Genomic DNA, 5,019 nt, shown 5'->3' on the forward strand with positions numbered 1-5,019 from the left:
CCGACGTTCGGGCTGTCTCCCGAGTGGCTCTTGGCGGACGGCAAGCCGTTCATGGACGGTCTCGTACTGTCGCATCCAGAACAACTGGACCGGTTGCGTCGCGTGTGTCCGGAGGCCGTGGACGTCTCCGTGCTCGCAGGCGACCCCTGCTTCGATCGAATGCTCTCCGCCCGCCCGTACCGCGACCGCTTCCGGCGAGCTCTGGGCGTGCGACGAGGCCAACGGCTCCTCGTGCTCAACTCCACGTGGAACCCCGAGAGTCTCTTCGGCAGCGGCGGTGACCAGGACGTCTTTCCGGGCCTTCTCCCCCGGCTCGCGGCGGAGTTGCCGGCCGACGACTACCGGCTGGCCGCGGTGCTGCATCCGAACATCTGGTACGGACACGGCCCCGGCCAGGTCCGCGCCTGGCTCGACCGGGCCCTGCGCAGCGGGCTGACTCTGATCGATCCCGCTCATTCCTGGCGGCAGGCTCTGCTGGCAGGCGATGCCGTCATCGGCGACTTCGGCGCCGTCTCCTACTATGCGCACGCGCTGGGCCTCCCTGTGCTGATGGCAACCGGTGGACAGGATCGGCTGGACCCCGAAACGCCGCTCGCCGCGTTCGTCCGGGACGCACCGCGGCTCGATCCGTACGCCCCGCTGCGCCCTCAGGTGGAGCGGCTGATGGCCGAGCACCACTCGGCCGCCGATCCCGGGCAGTTCGTCACCTCGGCTCCGGGCGCTTCGGCCGCGCTCCTGCGGCAGCACTTCTACGCCTTGATGGACCTTCCCGAGCCCACTGCTCCCGCACTGTTGGAACCGTTGCCCCTGCCTCCCTACGACCCGCCACGGCGAACCGCCCCACTCCGCGTACTCACGCGGATCACCGGCACCGGCACCGGCATCGTGGTCGAGCGCGCCACCGAGCACCCCTATGACGCCGACGGCGACGTCCATCTGGCGGTGCACGAGGAGACCCGGGACCCGAGCAGCCTGGAGCTGGCCGACGTGATCGTGCGCAACGAGTCGGCGAACGACCCGCGCCTCGGCGGCCCGGAGGTGTGGACGGCTGAGGCCCTGGCGCGGCATGCGCACTGCACGGTCGCCGCGTACGTGAGCGGCCCGGACTCCTGCACCGTGCGCAGCCGGGAACACGGCCTGCTCCAGCTGTCCGCCCGCTCGGGGGCGGACGCTGATCCGGCGGCGTATGCCTCGGCGTTGTACGCGTGGCTGGCCGGCGGTGGCAGCGTTCCGCGCGAAGGCGGCATCACACTCCACGTACGCGTCGCCGGGGGCGCGCATCCGGTGGTCGTGACGGCCCGCTAGCCGTTGCCCTCGCAGCGCAGCCGGAGCCCGGCGAGGTACTGCAGGTGCGGAGCGGCCGCCGGAGTGAGCAGGCTCTCCGCCTCGGCGATCTTCGTCAGCGCTTCGGTGTTCTCGCCCGCATCGAGGAGGGTCTCGGCCAGGTCCGTGAGGGAACGCGCGCGGTTGTAGCTCTCTCCCTGCTCCTTGAAGAAGTCCGTCGCCGACTCCAAAAGGCGTTGCGACTCCGCCAACCGCCCCATCCCTCGGAGGGCACGCCCCTGGTGGCGCTCGGCCAGGGCGAGGGCACGTGCCACGTCCCGCGCTCCCTCCTGTCCTGCGGCAATCCGCCGGTAGATGCGCTCGGCCTCGCCGAACCGTTCGAAGGCGGCCTCGTAGCGCCATTGGTAGAGGTACAACAGGCCCAGCAACTCGACGGACGAAGCCTCACCTCGTACGTGCCCTTCCGCGCGCTCACATGCGATGGCAGCGCGCGCCTCGCTCTCGGCTTGCTCCCACTGCTGGAGTTCTCCCAGGCAGTGGGCGAGTTGGAAGTGGAGCCCGGCCGCCGTGCGGGAGTGCGGTCCGCGTTCGTCGGCGCACCTGGTCGCCACGCGCAGCGCGGGCAGCACCTCGTCCCAGTAGCCGGCCTTCAGTTGAAGTGGCCACAGGGCCCGGGCCAGCCGCAGCGCCGTCGTGAAGTGCTGGTACTCCACGGCCACGGATACCGCTCGGACCACATTGCCGACCTCCGCCGCAAGCGCCGCGACGCCCTCCGCTTCATCGCGGTACGCATCCCCCTCCTCCGGCGCGGGTTCGGTACGCCAACTCTGCGGCAAGGCGGCATGCGCTGCATGCAGGGCACGGTTGAGCAAGGAGTCGAGCGCCCGCTCCACGGCGGCGGAGCACTGGGGGATGCCGTGCTCGAGGCCCGCGGTGTCGGCGAGGCAACGCCGCACCTCAGGACGGAAGCGGTAGCGCTCGTCCCCTACCGGGTCCAGCAGCTGGGCCTCCGACGCCTCGACGAGCATCCGAGCCGCCTCTTCGGGCGTGGTGTCCGCAGCCGCGGCAGCGAGGCGTGCGTCGATGGAGGGCCAGCCTCCCAGCGCCGTCAACCGGACGAGCCGCGCCGTCTCCGGCCGGAGGCACTCACATGCGGTCCGGACGGCGTCGCACACCGGATCACACCCCGGCCTTCCCGTCCGTGGCTCCGGAGCGCCCTGCTGGGACTGACCGGACTGACCGGACTGACCGGACCGACCGGACCGACCGGACTGACCGGACTGACCGGACTGACCGGACCGACCGGACTGATCGGTCTGATCGGTCTGATCGGTCTGATCGGTCTCCTCGGACTGGAGTCGCAGCGCCTCGGCCTTCAGTGCGAAAGCGTTTCCCTCACACCGCGCGAGCAGGTGCGGCATCCGGGCCTTGGCTCGCGCGACCTTCTCCGCCCCAGCCACCTTCTTTACCAGCTGCACCGCGTACCGGTCGCTCAGGGGAGGGACCGCGACGCGCTCGGCCTCCAGCGCAAAGGGGCGGCCAGAGACGATCACCAGCAGGAATACATCAGGAGTAGCCGGGACAAGACTGCGGACCTGGGCGGCCGAGGAAGCGTGATCGACGACCACCAGAGCCCTGCGACCTGCGGTGAGCTGACGGTAGAGCTGTTCGCGTCCCGAGGCGGTGGGTGGCATCCGCTCCGGCGGGGCGCCCATCTGCCGCAGCAGACGCAGCAGCACGGCGGCGGGCTCCGGGCCGTGCCCGCCCGAGGTGTCCCGCAGGTCGACGTAGAACTGTCCGTCGGGAAACCGGGCGTGCAGCGCCGCGCCCAGATGCAGGGCCGCGGCGGTGGTGCCGATCCCCGGCGGGCCATGCAGCAACGCGACGCGCGGTCGCCCGGCGGCCCGGCGCGTCGCCTCCCGCTTCAGCTGTTTCAGGACCCTCTGGCGGTTGGTGAAGTCCCTTGAGGCCGGCGGAAGTCCGGCCGCCGGGGTCAGAGCCATTGCCTGCCCGGGGAAGCTGCGTACGAGGAGAGCCCACTCGCCTGCCCGCTGGGGATCATGGCCCAGGCGCGCGTGAACCTGACCCGCCAGGGTCTGCCACTCCTCCGGTCCTGTCGGCAGCGGTGTTTCCCTCCCCAGGGTCCTTCTCGCCATCGCCCCGGCCGACAGGAGCGTCTGCTTGCCTATCTCTCCCGCGGCGCCGTTCCACGCGGCCGTGAGAAAAGCGGTCAGCGCGCTCAGCGCCACAGTCTCCAGCACGTCAGCCCCTCCCTTGTCTCTGCCGGACTGTATCGCCACGGCTACAGCCCACAGAAACCTTTGAGCCCTCGTCAACTCCACATTGAGGGAGGGCTCGTGCGGTGGCGTAAGACCCCACGCCCTCCGAAACCAGGCAGCCCATCGCTCCTGGCCCGGCACAGGGCATCACAGTCCAGAAGTGTCTGCGCTTAGAGCTCGTACGGCGGATCATGGGCCGAGCCAGGGCCGGACCGAGGTGAGGGCCGGGCAGTGGTCCAGCGCGCTCGCCGCCGAGGGCGCCACCGTGGTCGGGCTCGACCTGTCCGAAGCCCAACTCGCCGCAGCGTCCCGCGCGCTGGGAGCGGCCCGCTACCCGCTCGCGCAAGGCGCCGCCGAACAACTGCCCTTCGCCGACGACAGCTTCGACCTGGTGTTCTGCGACTTCGGTGGGCTCAGCTGGGCGCCCCGCACCTGGCCGTCCCGCAGGCCGCACGCGTCTTGCGCCGAGGCGGGCGCCTGGTGTTCAACGTCGCCAGCCCATGGTTCGAAGCTTGCTACGACGAAGCCGCCGGCCGCGTGACCACGACGCTGCAGCGGGACTACTTCGGGCTGAACACCATCGCCGAAGACGACGGCGCGACCAGCTATCAGTATCAGCTCCTGTGGAGGTCAGACAGCGGCCAGGCTCTTCGCCATGGCCCGCTCCCTGCCCATGCCATCGGGCAGAACATCGCCGGGCTCACCCGTGTCCGTGAAACCGTGCCGCTCATAGAGCGCGGTCGCCTCGCGGTTGTCCGGCATGACGGACAACCGCAGCGTCGTGGCACCGCGCTCCACCGCCCACCGCTCGACCGCCTGGACCAGGCAGTCACCCACGCCCTTGCCCCGAGCCGTAGGGCTTACCCACATCGAGATCAACTCCACGTTCTCCGCTCCCTCGCCCGGCACTCCGCTGACCATGCCCACCGGAATGCCGTCGAGGAGCGAGACGAGATCGTGCGCGCCGGGAATCGACAGACGGGCACGCCAGCGTTCCTCTCGGTCGCCGGAGCCCTGCCACTGGGCCAGCGTCGATCCGAACGCGTGGGGCGCCTCAGCGAGCGCGGCCAGTCGCAACTCCCGCCAGAGGGGCCAGTCGTCTGATTGCAGAGGGCGTAGTTCAAGCATGGTCCAGACCCTGCCCGCCCGCCGGGACGGGCAGCAAGTTGATTACCACCATGCGCACGAGGCCCGCCGGGCCGTGTCCAGGACCAGAGCTTGTCCCGGCTCATATGCCCACCCGACCGTCCGGCGGGAAAAAACGGTTAACCCGGCGGCAGGTATCCGGCGCTTCTCCGAAACTCCGCACTCGACGAGCCAATGTCTGTGTTCGCGAAGTGAGGGTTTAACGATCCGGGCAGGGAGGGTTTTTAGCGCAATGAGCAGAGCGGAATTACTTCACCCCCACCGGCCGCCCTGGCGTGCTACTGTCGTCTCAGTTGCAGTTGTGGTTCCC

At 70.1% G+C, this 5,019-nt stretch carries 3 protein-coding genes and 1 pseudogene; 2 read left to right on the forward strand and 2 right to left on the reverse strand.

From position 1 onward, the window contains the following. Positions 1-1,305: hypothetical protein (locus AB0N81_RS33295; RefSeq protein WP_365364976.1), on the forward strand; the 1,305-nt coding region annotated here is incomplete at its 5' end. Here the strand turns inward: AB0N81_RS33295 and AB0N81_RS33300 are convergent. Continuing rightward, the gene (locus tag AB0N81_RS33300) at positions 1,302-3,545 is read right to left on the reverse strand and encodes an ATP-binding protein (protein ID WP_365364978.1); all 2,244 of its coding nucleotides are present in this window, start codon (positions 3,543-3,545) and stop codon (positions 1,302-1,304) included. The genes AB0N81_RS33295 and AB0N81_RS33300 overlap by 4 nt on opposite strands. Before the next feature lie 241 nt (positions 3,546-3,786). Here AB0N81_RS33300 and AB0N81_RS33305 point away from each other — a divergent pair. After that, positions 3,787-4,175: pseudogene (locus AB0N81_RS33305) on the forward strand (class I SAM-dependent methyltransferase); the annotation flags it as partial. Positions 4,176-4,193: 18 nt separating this feature from the next. Here the strand turns inward: AB0N81_RS33305 and AB0N81_RS33310 are convergent. After that, complete coding sequence (locus tag AB0N81_RS33310; RefSeq protein ID WP_365364980.1) at positions 4,194-4,691, reverse strand: GNAT family N-acetyltransferase; 498 nt, start codon at positions 4,689-4,691, stop codon at positions 4,194-4,196. Positions 4,692-5,019 lie beyond the last annotated feature (328 nt).

The organism is Streptomyces sp. NPDC093510, from assembly GCF_040683555.1.
In the GTDB taxonomy this organism is placed as follows: domain Bacteria; phylum Actinomycetota; class Actinomycetes; order Streptomycetales; family Streptomycetaceae; genus Streptomyces.